This is a genomic window from Streptomyces sp. NPDC051018 (genome assembly GCF_044456085.1).
Taxonomy (GTDB): domain Bacteria; phylum Actinomycetota; class Actinomycetes; order Streptomycetales; family Streptomycetaceae; genus Streptomyces.
In genome coordinates, this window is record NZ_JBITFN010000018.1 from 132,676 (window position 1) to 159,516 (window position 26,841).

Genomic DNA, 26,841 nt, shown 5'->3' on the forward strand with positions numbered 1-26,841 from the left:
TACGGACACCCACGAGGAAGACCAGCGAATGACACCGACGACCTCAGCGGTTCCGATACTCGAGCTGCGCGGCATCACCAAGTCCTACGGACCCGTCACGGCCTGCGGCGGCGTGGACCTCACGGTCGACGCCGGAGAGATCCACGGACTCCTGGGTGAGAACGGCGCGGGCAAGTCCAGCCTGATGAAGGTCCTGCTCGGACTGGTCCGGCGCGACGCCGGCAGCGTCCTGGTGCGGGGCGAGGAGGCCGCGCTGGACAGCCCGCAGGAAGCGGCCCGGCTCGGCATCGGCATGGTGCATCAGCACTTCAGTCTCATCAACGGGCTGACCGTGTGGGAGAACGTGGCGCTCGGCGACACCGGCCAGGTGAACAAGCAGGCCGTCTGCGCCGGTATCGCCGAGGTCTCCGCGCGGTACGGGCTGCCGATCGACCCCGAGGCGCGTGTCGAGGCGCTCTCGGCCGGCGAGCGGCAGCGGGTCGAGGTGGTCAAGTGCCTGCGGCGCGACCCTCAGATCCTGATCCTGGACGAGCCCACCTCGGTACTGACCCAGGCCGAGTCGCAGGAACTCTTCGCCGTGCTCGGCCGCGTGGTGCAGGAGGAGGGCCGCGCGGTCATCCTCATCAGCCACAAGCTCGCCGAGATCGCCCAGGCCACGGACCGGGTGACGGTCCTGCGCAAGGGCTGTGTCGCCTTCCGGTCGGCCACGGCCGACACCACTCCCCAGGAACTCGCCCGGCAGATGGTGGGCCGTGAGGTGTCCCTGGGCGAGGAAGGCGCGGCCCTCGGCCTGCTGCCGGTGCGCAATCCGCGCACCGGCGGGGACGGGGCGCACGACGGGCGGCAACCCGTCCTGCGCCTCGCCGGACTCACCGTCGTCCAGGGCGGGGTCAGGGTACTCGACGGCATCGATCTGACCGTGGGCGCGGGCGAGATCGTCGCCCTGTACGGAGTGGAGGGCAACGGCCAGGCGACGCTCGGCGATGTCCTCTCCGGGCTGGTCGCGCCGGCCGGGGGCACCATCGAGGTCGCGGGAAGCCGGGTCGACATGACCCGGCCCGGAGCGCTGTCGGAGGCCGGTCTCGGCATCGTGCCGGAGGACCGGCACCACAGCGGCGTCGTCCTCGACATGAGCGTCGCCGAGAACCTGACGATGAAGTCGCTGAACGAGGTCAGCGGACGGTTCCTGCTGCGGCGCAGCGCCATGCTCTCCCGGGCCCGCCGCCTCGCGGACGAGTTCAACATCGTCACACCGTCGCTGGACGCGCCGGTGCGCAGCCTCTCCGGCGGCAACCAGCAGCGAGTCGTACTCGCCCGGGAGCTGTCCGGTGACACCCGCGTGCTGGTGGCCGCACAGCCCACCCACGGGCTCGACGTCGGTGCCATCGAGGACATGTACTCCCGGCTGCGCAGAGCGGCCGCGGAAGGCGTCGGGGTGCTGCTCATCTCCACCGAACTCGAGGAAGTCATGGCCCTTGCGACCTGGATCGCGGTGATCTCCTCAGGGCGGATCACCGGCGCGCTCCCCGTCTCCGGGGCGACCCCCGAGCGGCTCGGCATGCTGGTGGGCGGTGAGGCCGCATGAGTGCCGCCTCGCCGACGGCTCCGGACGACTTCGGCCGGCGCTTCCTCGCCCGGCTCAGACCGGGGCGAGACGGCCGGCTGACGGCGGGCGTCACCCTGGTGCTCGTCGCCGCCGCCCTGGGCGCGTCCGCGCTGCTGCTCATGGTGAACGGAGCCTCGCCGAGCGCATCTCTGTCCGCCATCTGGACCGGGAGTCTGGCCAACACCACCGGATGGACGGCGACGCTGCTCAACGCCGCGCCGCTGCTGCTGGTGGCGGTCGGTGCGTCCATCTGCGCGTCCGCCGGCACGTTCAACATCGGACAGGAGGGGCAGGTCCTGATCGGCGGCCTGTTCGGAGCCTGGGTCGCGCTGCGACTGGCCCTGCCCGGCCCGGCGCTGGTCGTCGTGGTGATGGCCGCCGCGGCGGTCGGCGGTGGCGCCTGGGCCGCGCTCAGCGCTCTGATGCACCGCTTCCGGGGCGTCAACGTCGTGGTGAGCACCCTGCTGATGACGTTCCTCGCCATCCAGCTCGTCACGTTCGCGGTCAGCACCCCCTGGTTGCAGGAGAGCGCGCAGGGCTCCTCGGGCATCGCCGACGCGCAGTCCAACCCCCTCCCGGCGAACGCCCTCCTCGGCGGCCTCGGGAAGTACCCGTCGCTCCAGCTCAACGCGGGACTGTTCATCGCGCTCGCCGCCGCGGCCGGCGTCGCGCTCGTCCTGAGCCGCAGCCGGTGGGGCTTCCGGGTGCGCATGGTCGGGCTGAATCCGCTGACGGCCGAGCACACCGGTGTACGCGTGGCCCGGCTCGGCGGACTCACCCTGGCGCTGTCAGGAGCCTTCGCGGGGCTGGCGGGAGGGCTGCTGCTGGCGAGTCCGGCGAGCCCCAACCAGCTCCAGGCCGGCCTCTCGGACAACGTCGGCTGGGACGGCCTGCTCGTCGCGCTCGTCGCGCGCAACCGGCCCCTGATCGCGATCCCGGTGGCGTTCGGGTTCGCCGTACTCCGTGCGGGCGGCGACTTCCTGTCGGCCACCGGGGTGCCGTACTACCTCGTCGACATCGTCAAGGCGCTGCTCGTCCTCGCGTTCGTCGCACCGCCCGTCCTCGTCGACCTCTACCGCGGGCGTCGCGGTGCCACGCCGTCGGCGCAGGCGCCCCTGTCCGTAGTCCCGACCAAGACGGAGGCGGCCGCGTGAGCGTCATGGACAGCACCACGACCATACTGTCGAGCGGTGTCCGGCTGACCGTGCCACTGGCGTTCGCCGCCTGCGGTGAGTACCTCGCCCAGCGCGCCGGTGCGATGAACATCTCCGTCGAGTCGATGATGCTCGGCGCCGCGTTCACCTCGATCGCCACCGCGAGCGCGACCGGCAGCGCCACCGCCGGTCTCGCGGTCGGTGTCATGACCGGCCTCGTCATCGGCTTCGTGCACGGCAACCTCTCCCACCGGGCGCAGATCAACACCTTCGTCGTCGGCCTCGTGCTGAACGCGCTGGTGCTCGGGCTGACGAGCTATCTGATCACGACGGCGCAGTTCGACTCGCACCAGGTCGGATCGGTGTCGGTCCCGCTGCTGCGGGACATCCCGCTGATCGGCGAGGCGCTGTTCTCCGGACGCTGGCCCGTCTACCTGCTGATCCTGCTGGTGCCGCTCACCTGGTGGCTGGTGGAGCGCAGCCGCTGGGGCCTGGAACTGCGGGCGGTGGGGGAGAACCCGCAGGCCGCCGATGTCGCGGGCATCAAGGTCAACGTACGGCGCCGGCAGGCCCTGCTGTGGTGCGGCGCACTGGCCGGTCTCGGCGGCGCCTATCTCGCGGTCGGCGAGGTCGGATCGTTCAACCAGAACATGACCGCCGGACGCGGGTACATCGTCATCGCCGCGGTGATCTTCGGGGCGTGGCGGCTGGGCCGTACCCTGCTCGGCTGCCTGGTGTTCGGCCTCTCCGACGCGATGCGTCTGGCCCTCCCCGCGCTCGGTGTCACCCTCAACCCCCAACTGCTCGTGGCGGCGCCGTATCTGCTCGCGCTCCTCGCCATGCTGCTGTTCGCCACCCAGCACCGGGAACCCGCGGCGCTCGGCCGGCCCTTCCAGCGAGGGTCGACCTGACACCGTGGACCGGCGAGGACGGACGCCGGCTCCGCGACCGCGCGGAGCCGGCGTCCTCGTGCGTCACCGGCACGGCGGCTGTGTGGGCCGCGGTCCCCGCGGTCGGTGCCCGGCCGACCCGGCGCGGGTCGACCACACCGCCCGGCGCGACGAGTTCGTCGACCCGGCGGACGGCGACCGCCGCCGCCACGGCGCGTGCGGCTGCGGAGTCGATCGGCCTGCCCGGTGAGAGGCAGCAGGATGACCGGGGCTCGCCCGAAGGAACGTCCTCGATCCGGATCCCGGTATGCCGCGAGGCTCGTGCAACAGCTCACGCACAACGGTCCGCCGACTCCGCCGACGGACCGTCAGGAGACTTCGAGGTCACCGAGGCGTAATGTATCCGGTGTACATCCACGAGAAATAGGCGCTTTTCCCGTTCGCGCCGTTACGCGTCATCCCCTGGAAGATGACGTATTTGTTTGTTCCCTCTCGGAAGTCGTAGTCGCACACGGTCCATCCGTTGTGTGCCCCGTTCGAATCGTGGCATTCACCTTTACGGCCGGAGCCGTCCATGGCTATCCACTCCACGACTGCCCTGTGGCCGTCCGCGTACATGTCCGATACGTAGAACGCGTCATTCGCACCGTCGAAGCAGATGTCGTACCTCCACTGATCCACTTGACAGGTCTTGGTGGCCGCCTGAGCCGGTGCGGCCAGGATGACCGAACCCGCAAGGGTCGCCCCGATGGCTACAGCCACAGTCGCAAAACGGAATTTCATGCAGCCCTCCCTTTCGTGGAAGCAATGCGAAGAGATTTTCCGCTCTTGGCACTTCGTGCAGAAATCGTTCCAGCGGAACGCCTCGCCGGGAAGGGTCTTGAGGCAATCGACCGGGAGCAAGACAGAGGGTTGCGCCTTTGACCAGCGGCAACATGGCTGCACCGGTTGAGGTGGGGCCGCGTCGGCGGGCGTGATGACGGAATCCGGAGCGAGCCCGCGGCCCGGCTCGGAGTCCTGCGGCTTGCCATTGACGGGTGAGAGCGGATCGCTCCAGCGGTCACCAGACGATGGCAGACATCAACGAAGACGTGATCATCGCCGACAAGGCGCTCAAGCCGCGTAGCCGACGTCCGTGCCGAAGACCGGACTCGTCGTGCTGCGTACCGGTTGCGTCCATCACCGCGTGATGTCCGCCGTGACTGCCGAGTGTGCGGTTCGACGACGTGCGGATTCCCATGACAAGGCACAGGTTCGGCTCGCGAATCAGGAGCGTTGTTTTTCCCTGAATGTTCTGACGTCAGAAGTCCGACACCAAGTCTTGAAATGGTGCATTCAGGCCCAGAACGATCCGCTGAAAAATTCAAGAGTTCGCGGCGGATGACGTTGCCGCCCCCGGCGCAGACGAGTACCGCGCCTGCGGTGATACGGGTGCCTGTACCGGTGTTGATACGGGTGTCGGTGGTGGCGGTGATGCTCTCGCCGGTTCGGCCAGGCGCCGCGGCACGATCCACCCGTGGCTCGACCCCTCCGGACAGCAGTCGTCCTGGACAGTGCCGCGCACGGACGGGAACAGCCGTATGCGGGTGCGCGGTGATGAACCCCGGCACCCTGCCGCAGTCCCGCGCGTCGAGTCCGGCGGCGCGCGGGCAGCACAGCCACAGGCTCCCGGCCGGCCCGATCACGGTGCTCACGCCGCGAGGCCGTCCCCGGCGCCGGGGACGGCCTCGCGGCTCGCGACCCTGGTCACGGCATCACCGCCGGTGATCAGCGGGCCGGCCGGGGAGCGTGCGGTGGGGCCGGGGGGCTCAGCCCCAGAGCTCCTGGATGGTCGAGAAGACCTTCTGGTTGTGCGAGAACTCGATCGTGTTGCCGTCGGGGTCGTTCACGGCGCAGATGTACCCGATGTGGGCGGCCATCTCCATCGGCTCCCACCGCAGGTTGCCCGTCTCCCGTGCCTTGGCGGCGACCGCGTCGACGTCCTCGCGGTTGGGCAGCTCGATACCGATGTGCGCGAACGGCGCCAGCGTCGTCACCGGCTTGCCCGGCTCGATACCGAAGCGCGCCCCGACCTCGGGAATGAACTCGGCCAGCACGAGGACGAGCGGCGAGTCGACCTGGCCCTTGTTCGACAGCCAGGCACCGCGCCCGTTGCTGTCCGTGTTCTTGGTGACCAGCACCAGCGGGGTGATGCGCTCGTAGAACTCGATCGATCGGTCCAGGTCGCTGACCGGGATGGCGACATGGGTCCAGCGGGGTTCGGTCAGTTCTGCCATGGCTCGGCTCTCCTCAATTCCCTGCGTTCATCGGGTTCATCACGTTCATGTGTGTGGTTGGGACCGGCCGCGGCGCTCGCGGCCGTACGGTCAGACCGTGGGCCACTTGGACCGGTCGGGCAGCCCGGAGCGGGCCACGATGCCCTCACCGGCGGTCTGGGCCCGGCGCAGCAGATCGTCCTCGTCGATCGTCGTACAGCGGTAGTTGTCGACGACGCGCCGGCCGTCGACGAACACGGTGTGCACCCCCCGCCCGTCGGCCGACCACACGAGTTGGTTGGCGACGTTGTGCAGCGGACGCCACTCCGGCCGGTGGGTGTCGTGCAGGACCAGGTCGGCCTTCTTGCCCGTCTCGATCGAGCCGATCTCGTGCTCGGCCTGGAGTCCGCGGGCGCCGTTGCGGGTGGCCATCGCGAACGCGTCCTCGGCCGGGAAGATGGTGGCGTCGCGCCGGGCGTCCTTGAACAGACCGGCGACCAGATAGGTCGCCCGCATCAGGTCGTGGTAGTTCGAGGCGTTGTTGCCGTCGGTGCCGATCGCCACGTTCACCCCGGCGGCCGCCATCTCGGGGAACTTGCCGATCCGGGTCACACCGTAGGACACCTTCAGTGCCGTGGTCGGGCAGTGAGACACGCTCGTCCCGGTCCTGGCGAGCAGCGCCACCTCGTCGTCGTCGACGTGGACGGCGTGGGTCAGGATCACATTCCGGCCCAGCACACCGAGCTTGTCGAGATGCACCATCGGCCGTTGCCCGTACGCCGAGAGGAACCCCTCGGGATCCATCGCCGCCGGCGACATATGGAAGCTGAACCCGGTGCCGTACTCGACCGACAGCCCCTTCGCGGCCCGCCACAGCTCATCGCTGCAACAGGTGTGGCCGATGATGATCGGCCATGCCTGGATACGTCCGTCCGCCACCGACGCGTATCTGTCCATCGAGTCGTTGAGGCGGGCGATCGCCTGCGCGGTCGACATGCGCAGCACCTCCGGCTCGGGCACGAGATCCCACGCCCAGGGTCCGACACGGGCGCGGATGCCGATCTCGCTGAGAGCCTCGACGACCGGGTCGATGAACCGGATCGTGCCCGCCTCGAGGAACGCCGTCGTACCGCTCTTGAGCATCTCCAGCGCCGCGAGCTGGGCCGAGATGTGCTCGTCCTCCTCGGTGTAGTACGTGTGGATCGGCGTGAGCCACTCGAAGACGTTCTCCAGGAACGGGGTGTCGTCCGGGACGAAGCCGCGTGTGAGCGGTTCACCGGTGATGTGCACATGCGTGTTGATCAGTCCGGGGGTGACGACGAACCGCTCGCCGGGGATGACGGTGTCGCTGTGCCACCCGGCGGTCACTTCGTCGGTCTTGCCGACGGCCACGATCTTGTCGTCCCGGATGGCGACCGCGCCGTCGCTGATCACACGGCGGGAGTCGTCCATCGTCACGACGAGGGTGTTGACGATCAGGGTGTCGGCGGGTGCCGTGTTGTTCGGACGGTTCACGAGGTGGCCTCCGGGGTGCGGGAGCGGATGAGGCGGACGTGCTGGCGCGGCACCGGCTCGAACGCGCCGGCCGGCTCGGCCCCGGCCGCTTCGGCCCACTCACGCAGGTCAGCGACCGTGACACCGAGCCCCGCTGTCGAGGCCAGCATCGTCAGTGACAGCAGCAGTTCGTGGCGCGCGGCGACGCAGACGGCGCCGCGGCCGTCTTCGCCGCCGTCGGTGTCGGTGCCGTTGTCGGTGCCGTTGTCGGTGCCGTTGTCGTTGTTGTTGTTGTTTTCGCTGTGCCCGGTACGGGCCGGGTCGGGACGCGGGTAGTCCACGACCACGACGACCCCGTCCGCCCCCGCCAGTTCGACGGCCCGGGCGAGCAACTTCCGTGCCCGTACGGCCGGTTCGGCCCGCAGGACGTGAGCCAGGACGACGACATCCGCCGCGGCGACCGGGAGCGTGACGTCGAGGTAGTCGCCGGGGACGGCGATCACCCGCTCACGCAGGCCGGCATCTGCTGCCGCCTGCTCGGCGATCGGCAGCACATTCGGCAGGTCGACCGCGATCACCGTGCCCTTCGGCCGGGTACGCAGCAGCGCGGTCAGCCAGGCCCCCGAGCCACAGCCGAGATCGACGATCGTCGGCTGATCGGGCCACAGTCCGAGGCGCTCCAGCTCGGCGGCGACCGCCGTCGCCACCGCGGACTGGGTCGGGCCGGTCGCGCGTACGAGCGCCGGGTAGAGCCCGGTCAGTCCGGCTGTCACGCCCGGCTCGGGGGCGCCGGTGCGGATGGTGTCGGCCAGGCCGGGCCAGGCCTCTGGTGGGCCGGGCGAGTACCGCACCAGCGCGGCCATCGAGGCCGGCGCCGTCGACACCAGATAGCGCTCGGCCGCGGGCGTGAGCCGGAAGCGGTCCCCGGCGGTGCTGAGAAGGCCGAGCGCGACGAGGGTCTCGGCCAGTACCGTCACCGGTCCCGGCCCGGCCGCCCCGATCGCGGCCGCCAGCTGCCCGGCGTCCAGCCCGGTCCCGGAGACGGCGTCCTCGGCCAGGGCGTCGAACACCCCGAGGTCTAGCGCGGCCGACAGCGCCCAGTAGGACGTGAAGCCGTTGATCACGTCCCACACCGGCGCGGGGCTGATCACGTCCCGTACCGGTGCGGGTCCGGCCGCGTCCCGTACCGCCGCCGGGCCGGCCGGGATGGCCTTCGCCGTCCTCATGGACGCAGTACGATCTTGCCGGTGGCCTGCCGCGACTCCATCCGCTCCTGTGCCGCCGCCGCCTCGGCCAGCGGGAACTCGCTGTCGATGGGCGTACGGAACGGCGAGGCCCAGTAGGCGTCGAGCATCGTGGCGAACTCGCGGCGGTCGTACGGGTCCGAGCCGAGCAGTTGCAGGCCGAAGTGGTAGGCGTACACCAGGTCGAACTCGGCCCGGTTGCCGGTCGTGTTCCCGAAGAACACCAGCCGCCCGCGCGGCGCGAGGCTGTAGACACCCGTGTTCCACGTGGCCGGGCCGACATGATCGAGTACGAGGTCGGCGCCCCGCCCGTCGGTGAACTCGCGTACGGCCGCCACGACATCGCCGGTCGTGGAGTTGACCACGACATCGGCGCCGAGGCCCCGTGCGTACTCGGCCTTCGCGTCCGAGCCGACCGTGGTGACCACACGGGCACCGCCCGCCTTGGCCAGCTGGATCAGCGCGGTGCTGACGCCGCTGCCTGCCGCGTGGATCAGCACCGTCTCCCCGAGGCGGAGCTTGCCGGTCTCGATGAGCGCGTGCCAGGCCGTCATCCAGATCGTGGGCACGACGGCCGCGTCGACCAGATCGACCTCGTCCGGCACGGGGTGCACATTGGCCGCCGGGACGACGACGTACTCGGCGTACCCGCCGTCCCTGTTGGCGCCGATGACACCCGCGCTCGGGCACCCTCCGTCGGCTCCGGCGGCGCAGCTCTCGCAGCGGTCGCACGGCACGGCCGGATTCACGACGACACGCGCGCCCTCGGTGAGCGCGGCACTGCTGCCCGCACGCCCCTCGCCGGGCGGGCCGACCGCCTCGATGGTGCCTGCGATGTCCATGCCGCTGACGTGGGGCAGGGTGAAGCCGGGGATGAGAGCGGGCCCTCGCCGCTGCAGTACGTCGAGGTGGTTGAGGCCGCAGGCCGCGATGCGGACGAGCACCTCGTCCGGTCCGGGCTTGGGTACCGGGACGTCGGCGACCTGGAGTACATCCAGACCGCCGTGCGTTCGATGGAGTACAACCTTCATCCGAGAGACCTCCGCTGGCTGTGGGAGTTCGGTCGCCGGCCAGCTCGTCGCACGCCTGGTCGGCATGCAACGGTCTCCGCGGAGCGCCGCAGGCGCTCCCCCGATTCGGTTTGTTGCCCACCGATCGGATGGGCCGGAACGCTATTGCCGCCTGTGGGCCTTGTCAATGGCCGGAACCAAACGGCTCGAACTCGACGATTCCGGTACTGAGTTGGATCTTCCCGAGCGCCTTGCGGGGGCGCGCCGGGCCGTTGATTCCGGCGTACCGGGTGTGGTCGCGGTGTGGTGGAACGCCGAACACGCCTGATGAGAACCTGTTCGGAGAGATCATCCGGGTGCCGCCGGTGAGTGTGCCTCGTACCGCCGTGCATCGGCGGCATCGAGGTCAACGGGCCGACGCCGGTTCCCGGCCCTGCGCCGGTTCCCGGCCTGATCCCGATCCCTTCCGGGCCGGGGCTCCGGGGCCGACCGCGCGACCCGGGCCCGCGCCGGCTCAACTCGGCCGGCCCGCTCACTCGGCCCCCTGACGCATGCCGCCCCCGGAAGCCAACCGGTCTTCTCGGCCGCGCCCCGCCCTGTGGTGCGTTCGGCGACCCCCTACGCAGCCGTGGTGTCCTCCCGTTCACCGTCGCCGCCCGTTGTCGTCATGCGCGGAGTGCCGGGACAGCGGTGGGATGCCGGTCCCTCGACACCCCGTCCGCCCCTGGTGCGGACGGGGTTCGACGCGTTCCCAGCCCGGACTTTCGTATCGGTTGACATGATGCCGTCTCGCATTGAAAGATGCTCGCCATGCAAGTAGTGACGACGCAATCCGGCCTCGGCCGGATCGAGGACGGGGCTGCCGCCCTGCTGGACACTGCTTTTCCGCACGTCGGCGCGGTCCTTGAACAGGAGGGCTCGCTACGGTGCCTGGCCTCCTGCGCGGTGCGCCGGCGCATCCCGCTCGACGAGGCCACGCTCATGGCGCTGCTGGGCCGTCCCCGCGCGGTGTGGGGCGTCGGGCTCAACTATGTGTCGAAGGCGGCCCGGACCGGCCGGGGGCTGCCGGAGGAGCCGATCCTGTATCTGGCCGCGTCGTCCGCGGTGGCGGCACCCGGTGCTCGGGTGGTGATCCCGCGGGGCGCGACCGAACCCGACTACGAGGGCGAGATCGCGGTGGTCGTGGGGCGCCGGCTGTACCGGGCGGCCGAGTCGGAGGTCTGGCCCGCGATAGCCGGCATCACCGCCGCCAACGACATGACGGCCCGTGATGTCATGCGCACCACAGGTGTGCCCGCCCTCGCCAAGAGCTACCCGGGATTCACGCCGCTCGGACCGTCGCTCCGCACCCCCGACGACCTCGCCGACCGGGACGCGATCCGCGTACGGACCCGGATCAACGGCGAACTCCTCCAGGACGACACAAGCGCCGGGATGATCTTCCCGATCCCTGATCTGCTCAGCAGGCTGTCGTGGTTCGCGGCGCTCGAACCCGGCGACGTCGTCCTCACCGGAACCCCGGCCGGCACCGGCCAGGACCGCGCGTGCTTCCTCGCCGACGGCGACGAGGTACGAGTCGAGGTGGACGGCGTGCTGCCCCTCGTCACCCGCGTCGCGCGTCCCACGGACGCCTGACCGCGCGCCCACCGGCCGGCCGGAACGGCCGGCCGACCGCCCCTCACCCTGGAGCCACAGCGATGTCCAACCCCTCCGTGCCGGCCTACGACCTCGTCGTGGCCGGCGGCACCGTCATCGACCCGGCATCGGGCACGAACGCCCGGCTCGACGTGGCGGTCACCGGTGACCGTATCGCCGCGATCGGCGAGGGTCTGGCGGCGAACGCGGCCCGCACGATCGATGTCACCGGCTCCACCGTGCTGCCGGGTCTCGTCGAGGGCCACACCCATATCTTCCCGTACGTCTCCGCGGTCGGCGCCCCTGCCGAGGAAGCCCATCTGCGCCGTGGCGTGGTCGCCGCGGCGGACGCCGGCACGGCCGGAGCCTCGACGTTCCCGGCCTTCCGTAAACTGGTGGTCGAGGCGAACCCGCTGCGCATCGTCAACTTTCTCAATGTCTCGGTGCTCGGTCTGATCGACTTCAGATTCGGCGAGCTGTTGAACCCCGACACCCTGGTCCCCGAGGACGCGCTCGCGACCGCCGAGGCCCACCCCGAGACCGTGCGCGGATTCAAGATCCGTCTGTCCGAGGACGTCGTCGGCGAACACTGGGAGTCGCTGCTGAAGAAGTCCGTGTCACTGGCCGAACAGGCCGGTCTGCCGCTGATGCTGCACATCGGCGAGACCTCGGAGCCGCTGCCCGTCGTCCTGGACTATCTGCGCCCCGGCGACATCGTGGCCCACTGCTACACCGGCAAGCCGCACGGGATCCTCGACGGCGACCGGGTGCAGCCCGCCGTGACCGCCGCCCGTGAGCGCGGTGTGCTGTTCGACTCCGCCCACGGCAGGAGCAACCTCAGCTTCGAGGTGGCGCGCCGGGCGATCGCCGACGGATTCCTGCCCGACGTCCTCAGCTCCGACACCAGTGCGCGCAACTGGCGCGGCCCGGTGTTCGACCTGCTCACCAGCATCTCCAAGCTGGTCGCGCTCGGCGCGCCGCTGGAGGAGTGCGTCCGGCGGGCCACCGTCGTACCGGCGCGGCTGCTCGGGCTCGATGCCGAGGGTTACGGGCGCCTGGAGGCCGGTGGGCGGGCCGACATCACGGTCGTCACCGAGACCGAGGAGGTCACTCTGCCCGACGCGGCGGGCAACTCGATTCTCGCGCCGCGCCTGGAGCCGGTCGTGGTGCTGCACGGTGGCGCCGAGGTGGACATCGTGCCGTGGCGGGGTCTGGAGCCGGCCTGAGGCACCCGTACTTCCAGGGGAGGATCCGATGACCGCCGGTGACGTCCATCTGCTGCGGCGCCGTCTGCGAGGGGCCCTGACGGCGGGGAAACCCGCCGTCGGCACATTCGTCAAACTGGCGTCGCCCGACGTGGTGGAACTGGCCGCGGCGGCCGGGTTCGCGTTCGTGGTCGTCGACCTCGAACACTCCACCCTCACCGAGCGGGACGCCGTCGACCTGGTCCGCCACGCGGACGTCTGCGGCCTGCCGGCTCTCGTCCGTGTCCCCGAGGTGGACGCACCCGCCGTCAACCGGCTTCTGGAGGCGGGGGCGGCCGGCATCCAGCTGTCCATGCTCACCCGCGTCACCCAGACCGAGGCGCTCGTGGCGGCCACCCGGTTCGCTCCGGCCGGCCGCCGGTCGGTGAGTCTGGCCAACAGGGCCGCCCGGTTCGGTGCGGCCCCGCTGGCCGGGTTCCTGGGTGCCGAGCAGGACGACCCGCCGGTCCTCGTGGGACAGATCGAGACGGCGCGGACCGACCCTCTGCCGGAACTGGTCGCCGCTCTCGACGTGTGTTTTCTCGGCAGCACCGACCTCGCGGTCGATCTGGGCCTGCCGGCGGACCCGGCGGTGCTGCGTGCCGAGGCGGACCGGGTGCGGGGCGCCGCCCGTTCCGCGGGGGTGGCGTTCGGCGGCTGGGCGCCGACCCGGAGCGCCGCGGCGGATCTGGGACTGGGAGACGCCGGCTGTCTCGTCGTCGGTTCGGACCTTCAGATGCTGGCGGCCGGCCTGCGGGCGGCCGCCGGAGAGGAAACACCGTGAGCACACGCAACGCAGCGCTGTTCAGCACCGTCGTCAACTGGGACGAGCTGCCGGTGACCCAGGTGCGGCCGGGGGTCCGTCGCCGTGTCTACGCCACGGACGAGGTGATGATCTGCCACCACGAGCTGGAGGTCGGTATGACGCTCAACCCGCACCGGCACGAGGACTTCGACCAGCTGGTCCACATCGCCGAGGGGCGTGCGAACTACTACGTGGACGGTGTCGCGCACGATATGCGCGCCGGGTCGTTCCTGCTCGTTCCCCGCGGCAGCGAACACTATGTGGAGCCGACCGAGGCCCCTTGTGTGAACATCGACTTCTTCGTCCCGCCGCGGGCCGATCTGCTGCCCTGAGCGGCGGGCGGGCCGTGGTCCCACCACACCCCGCGACGGCATACGGGTCACGACGGAGGCCCACCGCATCCGCGGTGGGCCTTTCACTGCCGTCACCCCGGCGGGTCAGCCTCCGCCGGGTGCGCCGTCCGAGGTGCCCAGCCGCTGCGACAGCGCGCGGGCGGTCTCCAGCAGCGCCTGGGCCATCGGGGACGTGACGTCGTCGGGGACGGTCGCCGTCGTGCCGACGATCGCGAGGGTCCCGCTGATCTTGTCCCCCTCGAAGATCGGCGCCGCGATGGTACGGACTCCGTTGACCGTGGGGGAGTTGACCGACAGCCCGTGCTTCCGGATGGCGTCCAGCTCCTCGGTCAGCTCGGCCGACGTACGGACCGAACGCGGGAGCGCCGGTACCTGCTCCGGGGGCAGCAGCGCGAGGAAGACACGGCCCTGCGCCGAGGTCGTGAGGTTCAGGCGCGAGCCGACCCGGACGCTGATACGCACCATGTGGTCGGTGTTGTCCACCGAGCGCACCACGGTCGCGGACTCGCCGTCCCACACCGACAGCACGATCGTCTCGTCGATACGCCGGACCAGTTCCTCCATGTACGGCTCGGCGGCTGCGACGATCGGCAGACCGGCGCGCGCCGCCGAGGCGAGCGTGAGCACCTGGGGGCCGAGCGAGTACAGCGAGGTGCGCTCGTCGTACCGCAGCAGGTTCGCCGCCCGCAGGGCCTTCGTATAGCGGTGCGCGGTCGCCTTGCTCGCCCCGAGACGCGCGGTGATCTCGTTGAGGCTCATATGCGGCTTGCCGACCGTGAACGAGCCGAGGATCAGCGCCGCGCGCTGCACCGTCTGGATGGTCGGGGCGGTCCTGTCGGGACCGTCCTGCTCGCCGGTGCCGCGCTGCGCCTTCGTGGCCATGGGTTCCAGACTCCTGTCCGTGCTCAGTCAAATTGGTGGGGGCATCAAACGAAACGCTGTCTTGTATGACGTCATGGTAGGGGTTCTTGAAGAGTGCTGAGGCGCCACCGCCACCGCCACCGTCGGCGCCGGACCGGGCCAGGCGGGGCCGGGGCGGGCGGAGCCGGGCCGGGGCGGGCCGGTGAACGGGCGCCGGGCGGTCCGGCAGCACCCGGCCCACCGGGCCCGGCCGTCCGCGGGTGCCTTCCGCGCCCGCGGTACGGCCGCCGGTGCGGAGAGCCTAGGCGTCCGAGGAGTGCCCCGGTGTGATCGAGCGCCCCGGGTCGAGCACGGTGGCGATGTGGTTGACGGCGAGGGCGGCTTCGCCGAAGCCGATCGAGATGAGGCCGACCTTGCCGTCGTAGTCGGCGATGTCGCCCGCCGCGAAGACGCGCTCCCGGCTGGTGCGCATCGTGGGGTCGACGAGGATGCGCCGGCGGCGCAGCTCAAGTCCCCACCGCTCGATCGGGCCGAGGTCGGCGATGAAGCCGAGCGCCGCCACGACGGCCTGGGCGGGCAGGTCGATCCGGTCGCCGTCGGAGCAGGCGACCACGACCCCCGACAGGGGCCCGTCGCCGGAGATCTTCTCCACCTCGTAGGGGGTCAGGACTCTGACCGAGGAGGTGTGCACCTGCTCGACCGTGCGTTCGTGGGCCCGGAACCGCGTACGCCGGTGCACCAGCGTCACCGAGGAGGCGATCGGCTCCAGCGACAGTGCCCAGTCCAGCGCGGAGTCGCCGCCGCCGACCACCACGACGTCCTGTCCCGTGAGTTCGTCCAGACGCGGCACGAAGTACCGCAGTCCCCGGCCCAGATACTCCGAGCCCGCCGGGAGCTCGCGGGGGATGAAGTTGCCGATCCCGCCGCACACGAGGACCGCGCCCGCGGTGATCCGCGCGCCGCCGTCGGTGGTGGCGACGATGCCCCCGCTTGTGTCGTCCAGCCCCATGACCCCGTGCCCGAGCAGATAGGTGGGGGACCACCGGCCGGCCTGCTCCCTGAGGCGGTCCACCAGTTCCTGGCCGCGGACGGCGGGGAAGCCGGCCACGTCGAAGATGAGCTTCTCGGGGTACAGCGCGGCGATCTGGCCGCCCGCCTCGGGCAGGGCGTCGGCGACCGCGACGCTCATACCGCGGAAGCCGGCGTAGTACGCGCCGTACAGTCCGGTGGGTCCCGCGCCGATGATGAGGAGGTCGGCGGACACCTCGGGGCCGGAGCCCGTGGCCGCGAGGGCCGTCACGTTCCCACCTCGGGGTGGTCATGGCCGACCCGGCCGACCTTGCGTGCCCCGCCGGGCGATCCGAGCGGCCGGATCCCGAGGGTGAAGAACTCGGCGTTGACACGCTCGAACCGCCGGCTCTCCTCGGGCAGGTCCTCGTGGTGGAAGATGGAGATCTGTGGGCAGACGGGTTCGCAGCGCCCGCACTCCACGCATTCGTCGGGCTGGATGTAGAGCATCCGGTCGCCCTCGTAGATGCAGTCGGCCGGACACTCCTCCATGCACGACTTGTCCATGACGTCGACGCAGGCATCAGTGATGACATACGGCACGAGCTTGTTGCCCTTCACACGGTCGCACAGAATGCGAGACGGTGTATTCCAATGTGGAACAGGATGATGACCGTGCCGACCCCCGATGTCAATCGAGCGGGGTGAGTGCTTGACACCGTCGAGTGCGCCAGGGGACGCTAATGCGACATACGAGATGGCGTCTCACGTAGCGCGCCACTCGGGTCGGGACTTGTGAGAGGCAAACTCCGCATGGGAAGCAATCCCCGGACCGCCCCGGCGCCGATGATCGTCGAGGACTGGGACCAGCTCACCTTCCGGGTCAACCGCGAGGCATACCGCAGCCCGGAGATCTTCACCCGGGAACGCGGCTGGGTGTGGATGCACACCTGGCTCTATCTCGGGCACGAGACCGAGATCCCCAACCCCAACGACTTCAAGGTCCGCACCCTGGGCGGCCGACCGCTGATCTTCTGCCGGGACAGCGCCGGCGAGATACACGCGTTCCTCAACTCGTGTCCGCACCGCGGCACCGTGCTGTGCCGCGAGACCGAGGGCTCGGCCAAGCTGTTCCAGTGCTTCTACCACGCCTGGACGTTCCGCAACAACGGTGAGGTCGCGGCGATCCCCGACGCGGGCGCGTACGAGTCGAGCGACGAGTTCCGGGCCTCGATGGGACTGCGGAGCGTGCCGCGCCTGGAGATCCACGAAGGGTTCGTCTTCGTCTCCTTCGACCCTGACGTTCCGCCGCTGTTGGAGCACCTCGGCGACGCCGCCGACTACATGACGATGATCGAGCAGCAGCACGTCGGCGGCATGACCACACTGCCCGGCACCCAGCTCTACAGCGTGCGGGGCAACTGGAAACTCGCCGTCGAGAACGCGATGGACGGATACCACTTCTCGCCGACGCACAACACATTCGTGGGCTACCTGCGGGAGAGCGGCTACGCCGTCACCGACGACGACCAGTACGCGTACAACCTCGGCAACGGCCATGGCCTGCTGGTCCTGACCGGGCACGGCGGACGGATCAGCATGATCTGGGAACCGCGCTTCGGCGAGGACGAGCGGGTACGCACCGAGGCCCACCGGGCCGAGATGACACGGCGGCTGGGCGAGAAGCGGGCGCACCACGTGGCCGACGAGAGCCACATCCTGTTCGTCTTCCCGAACCTGCTGCTGTTCGACATCGAGGGCCTGTCGATCCGGCAACTGGAGCCGGTGGCTCCCGACCAGACCGACGTACGCGCCTGGCAGCTGGTCCCGCGCAACGAGGACCCGGACACCCGCGCCCTGCGGATGAAGACCGTCGTCAGCTTCGTCGGCCCCGGCGGGCTCGCCACGCCCGACGACATCGAGGCGTACGAGGCGGTCCAGCGCGGTATCCAGGCCACGGCGGGCACCGGCGCGCCCGAGCTGGACTTCAGCGATATGTCCCGCGGTATGGCCGACGAGGTCAAGGGCGCCCAGGGCCGGTCGATCGACGAAGGCGCGATGCGGGGCTTCTGGCGGCACTGGGTCGAAGCCCTGGGACTCGACGCAGGCATCGAGATCAACGGCGGGCGTCCGGCGTCCTTCCTGACGGGGCGGGATGTGCGATGACCACGATCAGCAGCAGCGGCTCCGTACGGTGCGGGGGACGCACCGTCACCCGGCAGGAGGTGGAGGACTTCCTCTACGCCGAGGCCGACATCCTCGATCACTGGGACTACGACGGCTGGCTGGCCCTCTTCGAACCCGGCGCCCGCTATGAGATCCCGACCACCGACTACCGGCCCGGCTGGTCGCCGCACGAGACCGGATCGTTCGTCGACGACGACTGGGACCTGCTCCGCGCCCGGGTCAAGCGCCTGAAGTCCCGCAAGGCGCACGCCGAGAACCCGCACTCCCGCACACACCGGCTGGTGTCCAACGTGCGCCTCTCAGCGAACGCGGCGAACGCAGAGAGCACGGAGAGCACCGAGAACACGGGGGAGTCCTTCCGGGTGGCGGCCTCCTTCGTGGTGCACCGCGCCCGCGACGGACACTTCGACGCCTACGTCGGGTGGTACGACCATCTGCTGGTGCCGACCGAGGACGGGCTCCGCTTCCGGCTGCGGCGCTCCGTCCTCGGCCATGAGTCGCTGGCGGCAGGCGCCCGGCTCAGCTTCATCCTCTAGCCGGCACGGACGGTGACCCGATGATCAGACACACCCTGTCCTTCCGTTTCGCCGACGGAGTCGACCAGGCCACGCGCGAGTCCGTGCTGGGCGAGCTGCGCACCTTCCCGGACCGGTACCCGGCCATGCGCGGCTTCGTCCTCGGCGAGAACATCAGCACCCGCGACCGGACCTTCACCCACACCATGGCCGTCGACTTCGACAGCCAGGACGACCTGCTCGCCTATCTCGGCAGCGACTCCCACGAGACCTTCGTGCGTACGCGCTGGCGACCCGTCATCGGCAGGCAGGCCATCACCTCGTTCGAGTTCGCCGAGCGTGCGTCGCTCACTGCAGGAAGGACACCACCGGTGAGCACCCGCCCGCACGGCCCGTACGGCATGGAGTACGCCCGGATCGAGGTTCCGGACATGCAGGCCACGATCGACTTCCTCGAATACCACGTGGGTCTGCAACTGGAGCAGCGTACGGACGAGTACGCCTATCTGCGCGCCGACATCGAACACCACTCCATCGAGCTGATCCATGCGCCCGGGCGCACCGACGGCTGGACGACCGCGGTCGGCTACAGCGTGGCGAGCGAGGAGGTCCTCGACCAGCTGCACAAGAGCGTTCTCGACGCCGGCCTGGAGGTCCTTGAGCTCCAGGAGCGGCAGAAGACGCTGTGCGACAACGGCTTCGCGGTGAAGGACCCGGACGGCCTCGTCGTCGAGCTGTTCACCGAGTTCCAGGAGTACGCCGAGCCCCCGCACATCGAGATCCGGCCGCTCGATCTGGTGCACCCCTTCATCGCCACCGCGAAGTTCGAGGAGACGGTGGACTTCTACCAGAACATCCTGAAGTTCCAGCCCTCGGACCATGTCGTCGGTTCGACCACGTTCTTCCGCTGCGAGGACCGCTACCACCACAGCCTCGCGATCCAGAAGAACACGGAGCACTACGTCGCGCATCTGTGCTTCGCGATGAAGAGCCTCGACCATGTCATGCGGATGCGCGCCCGCGCGCTGTACAAGGGTGCCCCGATCGCCTCCGACATCGTCAACCACTCGGCGTCGACGTCGATCGCGTTCTATATGCACGATCCGCGCTTCGGCCCGCGGTACGAGCTGTGCGACGCGCACCGGGTGTTCACCCCGCAGGAGCACGAGACGCACCGGCCCCGCAGAATGCCGGCGGACCCGCGCAATATCGACGTATGGCGTCCGGCCTCCGACGACTGGGGACGCTTTTGAGAGAGCAACTGCTGGACGTCCTGCGGCTGCTCGACACGACCCCGGCCCCACGGGGTGAGGAACGGACGGCGGCCCACCGGCTGCGCGGCTGGTGCGCGCAGCGGTGGCCGCATATCGAGTGGCAGGTGCTGGAGCACGGCCCCGCGGGCGGCAGCCTGGTCGCCGCACACGGGGACGGGCCCCTGCTGTACTCCCACCTCGACACGTCGCTGGACGACGGCGGCCCGGGCATCGGGCTCATTACCGCCGAGACCTCGCCGGTCATGCCGCTCGGTGTGGCCGGTGATGTGGTGACCGGCTTCGGTCTGGGAGTCGCCCGCGGGCCGGCGGCCGCCGTGCTGGTCGCCTTCGCCGAGGCGGGCGCCGGGCGGCTGCTGCTCGCCGGCTCCGGGACACACCGGCGCGCGGGCGGAATCACCGGCCTGGAGGCGTATGCCGACACCTATCCGCTGCCGCGGTCGGCGATCGTGGCCAAGTGCGGCCCGCCCATGCTGCTGTGGCACGAGCCGGGCTCGTTCTTTCTGACCGTCCGGGTGACCGGCCGCTCCGGGATCGCGATGATTGCGGAGTCGGCCACACCGCCCGGGGGAGTCGTGGCCTCGGCCGGCGTCGTCCTGGACGAGCTGGCCCGCTGGCGCACCGCCTACCTGGCGGCCGATCCGCGGACCGGGCAGGCCGGCCGGGCCTGCGGCATCGGCGCGATCAACGGGGGCTGGGAGGACAAGCCGGACCTGCTGCCCGCCCAGCTGCGTATCGGACTGTACGTCGTCGCCGGTGACCAGGTGGAGCCGAAGGCGCTGGCCGGCGAACTGGCCGACCGGCTGCGGGCCCGGTGCGCCGAGTCGGTGCTGCGGGACTGCGTGGTCGATGTGGAGGCCGAGCCGGGGACGGCGGCCGCGGCCACGCCCGCCGACGCCCCGGTGGTGACGGCCGCGCGGGCGGCCTGGCTCGACGAGTTCGGGACGCCGCCGCCGCCGGTCAACGGATGGACGGGATCGACCGACGGCGTCGTGCTCCGCGCCCGGGGCGTCGACACCGTACGCCTCGGACCCCAGGCGAAGCCCGCCGCCGATCCGCGTCGCGATGAACTGTCGTTGGCGCAGCTGACCGCCTACACGCGTGTCTACCGCCGGTTGTTGACGGAGCTGCCCGCTTGAAGGCTTGCGGGGAAGCAACACCTTGAATCCCTGCAAGCCCTTGGCGCGGAGACCCCGGTGCGGGCGCCGATGAGCCGTTCACACAGCCGTCGACGGGCCCGGCCACTCAGGGAGGCAGCCGGGACCGGGCCGTACGACTGGATGGTTCCCGGCTGCGGCATCCCCGTCGCGCCCGGCCCGTCGCGCCCGGCCGCCCCGTGAGGACGGCGCCGGGTTCGGCGGTCCGGTCCACGGCCGGGTGCCTCAGGCCGGAGAAGTCCCGCGGATTCCGGCCCCCGGAGTGTCCGGTGCGAGGGCGAGCGGGATGGAGGCGCCGGGGCGCCACGACCGGCCGGGGCAGCGGTCGGCGGGGGAGTCCGTAGGCGGCCGCCGGCCTTCTCCCCTCTCGTTGCCCGGGGCCGTCGCGGGCAGCTCCACGGTGATACGGAGCCCGCCGGCCCGGCGCGGAGTGAGGGTGAGAGTGCCGTGGTGTGCCTGGGTGATGGTCTTGACGATGGCCAGGCCGAGGCCGACACCGGCGTGGCCGGAGCGTACGCGCTCGGTGCCGCGCTGGAACGGTTCGGTGAGTGTCGCCGCCAGTTCCGCGGTGATCCGCTCGCCGGTGTTCTCGACCGTGAGCGCCACCGTACCGGGGCGGACGGCGGTGGTGACCCACACGGTGCCCCGTCCGGGCAGGTTGTGGACGATCGCGTTGTGCACGAGGTTCGTGGTCAGCTGCAGCAGGAGCTCCGGCGATCCGACCGTGGGGGTGATGTCGCCGCCGGTCTCGACGGTGACGCCGTGTTCTTCCGCCAGGGGGAGGAGTGTTTCCCCGGCTTCCTCCGCCATGAGGGACAGGTCGACGCGCCGGCGGGCGAAGGACCGCTGATCGGCGCGGCTCAGCAGGAGCAGAGCCTCGATGAGGTCGATCGCCCGGGTGTTGACGGCGTGGAGCCGGTCGATGACCTCAGCGGTGTCACGGTTCGGATCGGTGCGGGCCACGTCGAGGAGCGTCTTGGAGACGGCCAGCGGGGTGCGCAGTTCGTGGGAGGCGTTGGCCGCGAATCTCCGCTGTTCGGCGACGTGTGCTTCGAGCCGGGCGAGCATCGTGTCGAAGGCGTCGGCGAGTTCGCGGAACTCGTCCCTGCGGCCCGCCAGCCGGACTCGGTGGGAGAGGGATCCGCCGGTGGCCATGCGTGTCGCGTCGGTGATCCGGGTCAGGGGGGCGAGCATACGGCCGGCCAGAAACCACCCGCCCAGGAGCCCGATGAGCAGCAGGAACGCCATCGCTGTGGCCGCCGCCGGGGCGAAGGTGCGCAGAAGGAGCTGGCGGTTGGGGTTCTCGTGGAGAAGTCTGCGGTTCCAGTCGTCGGGGACGTATTGCAGGAGGAACGCCCACACGGCGGCGAGCAGCAGCGTGCCGGCGAGCATCAGGAACCCGGCGTAGCTGAGTGTGAGTTTGACGCGAACGCTCAACCCGTGCGCTCTGTTCACAGTCCGTCTGCCTCCTCGTGTCGGGCCTCTGGCGGTCTCCGGCTCAGGGGTCGATGCGGTAGCCGACGCCCGGCGCCGTGGCGATGATCCAGGGTTCGCCGAGCCGTTTGCGCAGGGCCGAGACGGTGATGCGCACGGCGTTGGTGAACGGGTCGGCGTTCTCGTCCCACGCGCGTTCCAGGAGTTCCTCGGCGCTGACGACACCGCCCTCGGCGGCGACGAGGACTTCGAGCACCGCGAACTGCTTCCTGGTCAGCGCGATGTAGCGACCGTCCCGGTAGACCTCCCTGCGGAACGGATCCACCCGCAGCCCCGCGATCTCCCGCACGGGGGGCCTGCTGTGAGCACGTCTGCGGTCGAGAGCCCTGAGCCTGAGCACCAGTTCCCGGAGTTCGAAGGGCTTGGTGACGTAGTCGTCCGCTCCGAGTCCGAATCCGGAGGCCTTGTCGTCGAGTCGGTCGGCCGCGGTGAGCATGAGGATCGGCATACCGCTGCCGGAGGCGACGATGCTCCTGGCGACGTCGTCACCGGAGGGTCCGGGGACGTCGCGGTCGAGGACGGCGATGTCGTAGGAGTTGACGCTCAGCAGCTCCAGAGCGGTGTCACCGTCACCCGCGATGTCGGCCGCGATCGCTTCCAGGCGCAGGCCGTCGCGGATGGCCTCCGCCAGATAGGGCTCGTCCTCGACGATCAGCACACGCATGCTCCCGATGGTAGGAGCCGGCGCATATCGTCGGCGTATCGAGAACCGTATACGTGCCGGCGACACCGCGCCGCCTTGACTGGCGCCATGAACCGAACCCCACCATCGGCACGAACGGGGAACCGCCGGATCCGGTGGCCCGTGGTGGCCGGCCTGTCAGTCGTCACAGCGGTGATCACCGCGGTTCTCGGCCACCAGGTGCCGAAGTCCCCGTCCACCTCGCCCACCTCGGCCGTACCACCGCAGGCGCCTCGCGGTCAGCACCGTGATGTGCCCGGCGAGGCCGACGGTGTGGTCCCCGACGGCGTGACCGTCTTCGATGACGCGATTCCGGCTGTGGCCAACCTCGATCCGGGCCTGCTCAAGGCCCTCCGCCAGGCTGCGAAAGCCGCCGTGAACGACGGGATCGAGTTCGGCGTCAACGGCGGCTGGCGTTCCGCGGCGTACCAGAATCAGCTTCTCCGCCAGGCGGTCGCCACCTACGGGTCCGAGGAGGAGGCCGCCCGATGGGTGGCCACCGCGGAGACATCGCGTCACGTTTCGGGGGACGCGGTCGACATCGGCCGGTCCGACGCCACGGCCTGGCTGTCCGAACACGGCGCCGGGTACGGGCTGTGCCGGATCTACCGCAATGAACCGTGGCACTACGAACTGCGTACCGATGCGATCGACCACGGCTGCCCGCGGATGTATGCCGACCCCACCCAGGACCCGAGGATGCAGCAGTGACCGGCAGCGAACCAGTACGGACCGCGACGCAGGCAACACAGGCAACACAGACGACACAGACGTCGCAGACGGACACGGCGGCGGGCGGACAGGACGGCGCCGGCTGCCGCGACTCCGGCGGTGGTACCCGGCGTGCGCTCATCCGCCGGGCACTCGGCGCCGGTTCACGGCCGGAGCCCTGGAAGCGCGGCCGGGTGCTCGCGGCCTCGGCGCTGCTGCTGGGCCTGCTCATGCTGTCGCACGAGCGGATCACGGACCGCGGGGGCCTCGGCAGCCTGGTGGAGACCTTCCTGCCGTGGTTCGGCCTGTTCGTTCCGGTGCTGCTGGCCGGTGCGCTCTACCGCCGCTCCGCCTCCGCGGCGGTCGCGCTGCTGCTGCCGGTCACGGTGTGGCTGAGCCACTTCGGCGGACTGCTCACCGACAAGTCCCACCCGGGCGGGGACCTCACCGTGGTCAGCCACAACGTCGACGCCGCCAACCCCGACCCGCTCGGCACCGTCCGCGACCTGGCCGCCTCCCGGGCGGACCTGCTGGCTCTGGAGGAGATCACCCCGCAGGCGAAACCGCTGTACGAGAAGGGTCTGGCGGAGACGTATCCGTACCACACGGTGCAGGGAACGGTCGGGCTGTGGAGCACATTGCCGCTGTCGGACACCCGGCCCGTCGACGTCGATATGGACCAAGGGCCCCTGGCGGACACCAAGCCGGCCGACGAGAAGTCGGCCCACACCCGGGCGCTGCGTACCACGGTGGCCACGGACCGGGGGCCGCTGGCGGTGTATGTGGCCCACCTGGGGTCCGTACGCGTGTTTCCCAGGAAGGGCTTCTGGACCGACAGCCGCGACCGCGGCGCGAAGGCGCTCGCCGAGGCCGTCGCCGCGGAGCCGAACGAACGGGTGATGCTGCTCGGCGACCTGAACGGCACCACGGACGACGGCGCGTTCGCCGGGATCACCTCGCGACTGCACTCGGTCAACGACACCGCCGGGGACGGCTTCGGCTTCAGCTGGCCCGCGGACTTCCCGGTGGCACGGATCGACCAGATCCTGGTCCGGGGCGTGGAGCCGACGAGCTCGTGGGTGCTGCCGGCCACCGGCAGCGACCATCTGCCGGTGGCGGCCGGTATCCGCTGGTGATCATTGCGCAGAGCCTCGGGACCGTCCCACACTTCCCGTACGGGGCCGCTGCCGCGGGCGAAGGCGCCTACCGGCGGTATCGGCCCGACTCGCCCGCTGGACGGGATCGCAGGAGTCATCGCCGTACACGCGGGCGTCAGGGCGATTCCGGGGCGAGGTGTGTTCTCCGGCAGCGTATCGAGTACGCGTCCCACGGGGGCGCCCCGTACCGGTGTGCCCGGTTCACCCGACTGGCCTACCATGTCAAGTGAAACACACACTGTCGGGTCCGGCTGATCGACCGACCGGCCCGACAGGGCGCTCCCCTTGCCACGCCCGCGTGAACAGCGATGACGTCCCGAGGGTCGAGCCACACCGGATACCCGCGCATGAGCGCCCATCAGGACGGGAGCGAGTCATGTCCATCAAGCCTCCGCAATCGCAGGACGGTGCCACCGGATTCAAGCCGAGTCAGGAAGTTCCGGAGATCAAGTTCGGTGTCTGGGGCGACAGTTCACGCGGCAGTGGGGTCATCGGCAGTTCCAGCCTGGCCGGTACGAACGCCTCGGGGACGGTGACCACCGGAGCTCCGGGAGTCCTCGGTCTCAATCACCAGTTCCAGGGCGTGGGTGTGCTCGGCAGGGCCGACGCGGACACGGGCACCGGTTTGCTGGGCACCAGCAAACTCGGTACGGGGGTGACCGGCAGGAGCGGCGGCACGCACGCCGGTGTGCTGGGTACGGGCACACAGGGCCCGGGCGTGGCGGGGACGAGCAGTGGAGACGTGGGGGTCGCCGGCACGGGGAACGGCGACAAGGCCGGTGTGGCGGGAACGGGCGACGAGGGTCCCGGGGTAACCGGCAACAGCACGGGAAATGCGGGTGTCCTCGGACAGGGCACCGGCTCCCATCCCGGTGTCTCGGGCGTCGGCCGCGGCGGTCCGGGTGTGAGGGCGACGAGTGTTCAGGGGGTTGGTGTTTGGGCGACGACGGCCGGTGGCGGTCCGGCGGTGAAGGCCGAGGCCACGAACGCTCCCGGCATCACGAGTACGAGTGCCCAAGGCGCGGGCATCACCGCGACGGGCGGCGGCACCTCCCCAGGAGTCTCCGGAACCGCGAGTAGCGGCCCCGGAGTCTCCGGGACCAGCACGGGAAACGCCGGTGTCTTCGGGCAGGGCACCGGCTCCTATCCCGGTGTCTCGGGTGTCGGGAGCAGCGGTCCGGGTGTGAGGGCGACGAGTGTTCAGGGGGTTGGTGTTTGGGCGACGACGGCCGGCGGCGGTCCGGCGGTGAAGGCCGAGGCCACGAACGCTCCCGGCATTACGAGTACGAGTGCCCAGAACACAGCCATCAGCGGAACCACCACCGGTTCCAGCCCCGGCATCACCGGATCGAGCACCAACGGACCAGGCATCACCGCTACGAGCACCAACGGACCAGGCATCACCGCTACGAGCACCAACGGATCAGGTGTCAGAGCCACCAGCACCCAAGGCTCGGGCGTCACCGCGACGGGCGGCGGCTCCTCCCCGGGCGTCTCGGGCGCCGGGGCCAACGGACCGGGAGTCTCCGGAACCAGCACCGGAAACGCGGGAGTCCTCGGGCAGGGCACCGGCAGCAATCCCGGTGTCTTGGGCACCGGCACCAATGGACCCGGTATCACCGGGACCAGCACCGGAAGCGCCGGGGTCGTCGGAAAGGGCAGCGGTGTCCTGCCCGGACTCTATGGCATCAGTGACAGCGGCCCCGGGGTCAGAGCGGCCAGCAGCGCAGGCTACGGCGTCTGGGGCAGCTCAAGCTCGGACGCCGGCGACACCGCCGCCGTCAAGGGGGAGGCAACCGGATACGCCTACGGTGTGGAAGGCATCAGCCGGAACAGCTACGGCATGACCGCGGAGAGTGTGAACTACATCGGACTGCATGCCCGGGGCGGCAACGGTTATGCGGCCATCAAGGCGGAGAGCGTAGCCGGGCCGGGCATCTTGGGTCTCAGTGAACAGCACACCGGTGTGTGGGGTGAGTGTGCTCCCGGTATCGGTGTCTTCGCCCAGGGGGTGCGTGGGGTGGTCGCCGAGGGAGGTACTCTCGCGGCGGAGCTGTTCGGTGATGTGTATGTGGGTGAGCGGCTGATGTACGGGGGTGCCGGGTTCA

25 protein-coding genes are annotated in these 26,841 nt (G+C 70.4%); 15 read left to right on the forward strand and 10 right to left on the reverse strand.

Annotated elements, in window-relative coordinates; all coding sequences use genetic code 11:
* Positions 1-28 precede the first annotated feature (28 nt).
* From ACIBCM_RS27155 to ACIBCM_RS27165, 3 genes are read left to right on the forward strand one after another with little or no spacing between them, the layout of a single operon-like run.
* Positions 29-1,585 (forward strand): ABC transporter ATP-binding protein, encoded by a 1,557-nt coding sequence (locus ACIBCM_RS27155; protein WP_399247581.1) that lies wholly within the window; start codon positions 29-31, stop codon positions 1,583-1,585.
* Positions 1,582-2,760 (forward strand): ABC transporter permease, encoded by a 1,179-nt coding sequence (locus ACIBCM_RS27160; RefSeq protein WP_399247583.1) that lies wholly within the window; start codon positions 1,582-1,584, stop codon positions 2,758-2,760. Before ACIBCM_RS27155 ends, ACIBCM_RS27160 begins: the two co-directional genes overlap by 4 nt.
* A 5-nt stretch (positions 2,761-2,765) precedes the next feature.
* Positions 2,766-3,671, forward strand: a complete 906-nt coding sequence (locus ACIBCM_RS27165) for an ABC transporter permease (RefSeq protein ID WP_399247633.1) — start codon at positions 2,766-2,768, stop codon at positions 3,669-3,671.
* A 363-nt stretch (positions 3,672-4,034) separates the two neighbouring features.
* On the opposite strand, the gene ACIBCM_RS27170 is transcribed toward ACIBCM_RS27165, so the two are convergent.
* From ACIBCM_RS27170 to ACIBCM_RS27190, 5 genes are all read right to left on the reverse strand, one after another.
* The gene (locus ACIBCM_RS27170; protein WP_399247585.1) at positions 4,035-4,433 is read right to left on the reverse strand and encodes a hypothetical protein; all 399 of its coding nucleotides are present in this window, start codon (positions 4,431-4,433) and stop codon (positions 4,035-4,037) included.
* Positions 4,434-5,458: 1,025 nt separating this feature from the next.
* Complete coding sequence (locus ACIBCM_RS27175) at positions 5,459-5,926, reverse strand: VOC family protein (RefSeq protein WP_399247587.1); 468 nt, start codon at positions 5,924-5,926, stop codon at positions 5,459-5,461.
* A 90-nt stretch (positions 5,927-6,016) separates the two neighbouring features.
* Entirely contained in the window at positions 6,017-7,420 is a 1,404-nt protein-coding gene (locus tag ACIBCM_RS27180) for an amidohydrolase family protein (RefSeq protein ID WP_399247589.1), read from the reverse strand.
* Positions 7,417-8,625: a methyltransferase gene (locus ACIBCM_RS27185; RefSeq protein ID WP_399247591.1), complete on the reverse strand. Its 1,209-nt coding sequence runs from the start codon at positions 8,623-8,625 to the stop codon at positions 7,417-7,419. The genes ACIBCM_RS27180 and ACIBCM_RS27185 overlap by 4 nt, the downstream gene beginning before the upstream one ends.
* Positions 8,622-9,674: a zinc-binding dehydrogenase gene (locus ACIBCM_RS27190; protein WP_399247593.1), complete on the reverse strand. Its 1,053-nt coding sequence runs from the start codon at positions 9,672-9,674 to the stop codon at positions 8,622-8,624. The genes ACIBCM_RS27185 and ACIBCM_RS27190 overlap by 4 nt, the downstream gene beginning before the upstream one ends.
* Before the next feature lie 166 nt (positions 9,675-9,840).
* Between ACIBCM_RS27190 and ACIBCM_RS27195 the strand changes: the two genes are divergently transcribed.
* The 5 genes from ACIBCM_RS27195 to ACIBCM_RS27215 all read left to right on the forward strand — a co-directional run bounded on the left by ACIBCM_RS27195 (position 9,841) and on the right by ACIBCM_RS27215 (position 13,669).
* Positions 9,841-9,981 (forward strand): hypothetical protein, encoded by a 141-nt coding sequence (locus ACIBCM_RS27195; protein ID WP_399247595.1) that lies wholly within the window; start codon positions 9,841-9,843, stop codon positions 9,979-9,981.
* A 482-nt stretch (positions 9,982-10,463) separates the two neighbouring features.
* Complete coding sequence (locus ACIBCM_RS27200; RefSeq protein WP_399247597.1) at positions 10,464-11,288, forward strand: fumarylacetoacetate hydrolase family protein; 825 nt, start codon at positions 10,464-10,466, stop codon at positions 11,286-11,288.
* A gap of 62 nt (positions 11,289-11,350) precedes the next feature.
* A complete protein-coding gene (locus tag ACIBCM_RS27205) occupies positions 11,351-12,514 on the forward strand; it encodes an amidohydrolase family protein (RefSeq protein WP_399247599.1) in 1,164 nt (387 codons plus the stop codon).
* A 28-nt stretch (positions 12,515-12,542) separates the two neighbouring features.
* Positions 12,543-13,316 carry an aldolase/citrate lyase family protein gene (locus ACIBCM_RS27210; protein WP_399247601.1) on the forward strand — a complete coding sequence of 258 codons (774 nt, stop codon included), beginning with the start codon at positions 12,543-12,545 and terminating at the stop codon, positions 13,314-13,316.
* On the forward strand, positions 13,313-13,669 hold the full coding sequence (locus ACIBCM_RS27215) for a cupin domain-containing protein (protein ID WP_397625056.1): 357 nt from the start codon (positions 13,313-13,315) through the stop codon (positions 13,667-13,669). The genes ACIBCM_RS27210 and ACIBCM_RS27215 overlap by 4 nt, the downstream gene beginning before the upstream one ends.
* A gap of 105 nt (positions 13,670-13,774) precedes the next feature.
* On the opposite strand, the gene ACIBCM_RS27220 is transcribed toward ACIBCM_RS27215, so the two are convergent.
* The 3 genes from ACIBCM_RS27220 to fdxA all read right to left on the reverse strand — a co-directional run bounded on the left by ACIBCM_RS27220 (position 13,775) and on the right by fdxA (position 16,180).
* The gene (locus ACIBCM_RS27220; RefSeq protein WP_399247603.1) at positions 13,775-14,572 is read right to left on the reverse strand and encodes an IclR family transcriptional regulator; all 798 of its coding nucleotides are present in this window, start codon (positions 14,570-14,572) and stop codon (positions 13,775-13,777) included.
* A 280-nt stretch (positions 14,573-14,852) separates the two neighbouring features.
* Complete coding sequence (locus tag ACIBCM_RS27225) at positions 14,853-15,851, reverse strand: NAD(P)/FAD-dependent oxidoreductase (RefSeq protein WP_399247605.1); 999 nt, start codon at positions 15,849-15,851, stop codon at positions 14,853-14,855.
* Positions 15,848-16,180, reverse strand: a complete 333-nt coding sequence (gene fdxA / locus ACIBCM_RS27230) for a ferredoxin (protein ID WP_399247607.1) — start codon at positions 16,178-16,180, stop codon at positions 15,848-15,850. Before fdxA ends, ACIBCM_RS27225 begins: the two co-directional genes overlap by 4 nt.
* A gap of 192 nt (positions 16,181-16,372) precedes the next feature.
* On the opposite strand from fdxA, the gene ACIBCM_RS27235 reads away from it, so the two are divergent.
* The 4 genes from ACIBCM_RS27235 to ACIBCM_RS27250 are packed head-to-tail and all read left to right on the forward strand — an operon-like array spanning position 16,373 to position 20,671.
* Positions 16,373-17,725, forward strand: a complete 1,353-nt coding sequence (locus tag ACIBCM_RS27235; RefSeq protein ID WP_399247609.1) for an SRPBCC family protein — start codon at positions 16,373-16,375, stop codon at positions 17,723-17,725.
* Positions 17,722-18,282, forward strand: coding sequence for an aromatic-ring-hydroxylating dioxygenase subunit beta (locus ACIBCM_RS27240; protein WP_399247611.1), 561 nt, complete (start codon positions 17,722-17,724; stop codon positions 18,280-18,282). Before ACIBCM_RS27235 ends, ACIBCM_RS27240 begins: the two co-directional genes overlap by 4 nt.
* A 20-nt stretch (positions 18,283-18,302) precedes the next feature.
* Positions 18,303-19,514 carry a VOC family protein gene (locus tag ACIBCM_RS27245; RefSeq protein WP_399247613.1) on the forward strand — a complete coding sequence of 404 codons (1,212 nt, stop codon included), beginning with the start codon at positions 18,303-18,305 and terminating at the stop codon, positions 19,512-19,514.
* Positions 19,511-20,671 carry a hypothetical protein gene (locus tag ACIBCM_RS27250; RefSeq protein ID WP_399247615.1) on the forward strand — a complete coding sequence of 387 codons (1,161 nt, stop codon included), beginning with the start codon at positions 19,511-19,513 and terminating at the stop codon, positions 20,669-20,671. The genes ACIBCM_RS27245 and ACIBCM_RS27250 overlap by 4 nt, the downstream gene beginning before the upstream one ends.
* Before the next feature lie 243 nt (positions 20,672-20,914).
* Here ACIBCM_RS27250 and ACIBCM_RS27255 read toward each other — a convergent pair whose 3' ends face one another.
* Positions 20,915-22,144, reverse strand: a complete 1,230-nt coding sequence (locus tag ACIBCM_RS27255; protein ID WP_399247617.1) for a sensor histidine kinase — start codon at positions 22,142-22,144, stop codon at positions 20,915-20,917.
* Between the two features lie 43 nt (positions 22,145-22,187).
* A complete protein-coding gene (locus ACIBCM_RS27260) occupies positions 22,188-22,847 on the reverse strand; it encodes a response regulator transcription factor (RefSeq protein WP_399247619.1) in 660 nt (219 codons plus the stop codon).
* Positions 22,848-22,934: 87 nt separating this feature from the next.
* On the opposite strand from ACIBCM_RS27260, the gene ACIBCM_RS27265 reads away from it, so the two are divergent.
* The 3 genes from ACIBCM_RS27265 to ACIBCM_RS27275 form a co-directional block, all read left to right on the forward strand.
* On the forward strand, positions 22,935-23,576 hold the full coding sequence (locus ACIBCM_RS27265; protein ID WP_399247621.1) for a M15 family metallopeptidase: 642 nt from the start codon (positions 22,935-22,937) through the stop codon (positions 23,574-23,576).
* A 140-nt stretch (positions 23,577-23,716) separates the two neighbouring features.
* The gene (locus ACIBCM_RS27270; RefSeq protein WP_399247635.1) at positions 23,717-24,712 is read left to right on the forward strand and encodes an endonuclease/exonuclease/phosphatase family protein; all 996 of its coding nucleotides are present in this window, start codon (positions 23,717-23,719) and stop codon (positions 24,710-24,712) included.
* Positions 24,713-25,109: 397 nt separating this feature from the next.
* Positions 25,110-26,841, forward strand: a 1,732-nt coding sequence (locus ACIBCM_RS27275) for a beta strand repeat-containing protein (RefSeq protein ID WP_399247623.1), incomplete at its 3' end; no start/stop codon positions are given.